Source organism: uncultured Lacinutrix sp. (assembly GCF_947500325.1).
Taxonomy (GTDB): Bacteria; Bacteroidota; Bacteroidia; order Flavobacteriales; family Flavobacteriaceae; genus Lacinutrix.
In genome coordinates, this window is the sequence record NZ_CANMRQ010000063.1 from 1 (window position 1) to 1,070 (window position 1,070).

The 1,070-nt window shown below is 38.4% G+C and carries 1 pseudogene; it reads right to left on the reverse strand.

Annotation, left to right across the window (positions count from 1 at the left end):
* Nucleotides 1-1,070: pseudogene (locus Q0997_RS20160) on the reverse strand (hypothetical protein); the annotation flags it as partial.

Sequence of the window (1,070 nt, forward strand, 5' to 3'; positions counted from 1 at the left end):
ATAGTAAAACAACCTGTTATATCATTCTCGGCTCTTACATAAATCGTTTGCATGTCTTGAACGATGTTGGTGTAAGGACTCATTAATGGACTAGTTGCTGTCTCTGCATTAGATTGTGTTTCATAATAACTAATGGTGATGTCTGGCTCGCCATTAGCGATAATAACCGATTGACTATCTAAATCAAAATCATTATAGAATCCATCATTATCATCATCACAGGCTTCTAAGGCCACTGGCATTGCTACTGGTGATGGAATTGGATTTACTCGTAAATCTAAGGTTATAGTACTTACACATCCTGTTACATCATTCTCGGCTCTTATGTAAATCGTTTGTGGGTTTACCGTATTGGTATAGGGACTAAAAATCTCTACTGTAGTATCATCAGTATCTGCTCCTGCTTGTGTGGTATAGTAACTTAATGTAATTCCTGTTTGGCCATTTAATATCTGTGCATTTGCTGCCTCTAATGTGAAAGCTTCCATTTCATCGCCTGGATTGTTAACATCACATAAGGCTAATGGATCTGGTTGTACTAAAACTGGTAATGGATTAACAATAAGCTCTAAGCTTGTTACTGTATGGCAACCATTTGCAGTGTCTTCTACTCGTACCCAGATTGTTTGCATATTGACCGTTGTATTGGTATAGGCATTTGGCGTTGCTATTGCATTCATTCCTGATTCAGCATTGGCCATTGTCTCATAATACGTTACAATGTATTGTGCGGGATCTAAATCATTAGTTAGATCTGTATCTAATGCATTTAGAATCTCTGGATCTTTTGTTGGAAGATCGAAAATAGCAAAACCATCGGCATCGTTATCACAAACTTCTAATGGGGTTGGATCTGTGATTTGTGGTGTTGGATTTACAATTAATACAAGCTCTACAAAACTAGCACAGTCTGTGGCTATGGTTGCACTCTCTACACGCACATAAATCGTTTGGGTATTTACTACAATGTTATTGTATGGACTGGCAAATGCGCCTACATTATTCTGTGCATCTGACATTGTCTCATGATAAGTTACTGTTAACCCAGCTGCGCCGCCAGTGATCTGAGC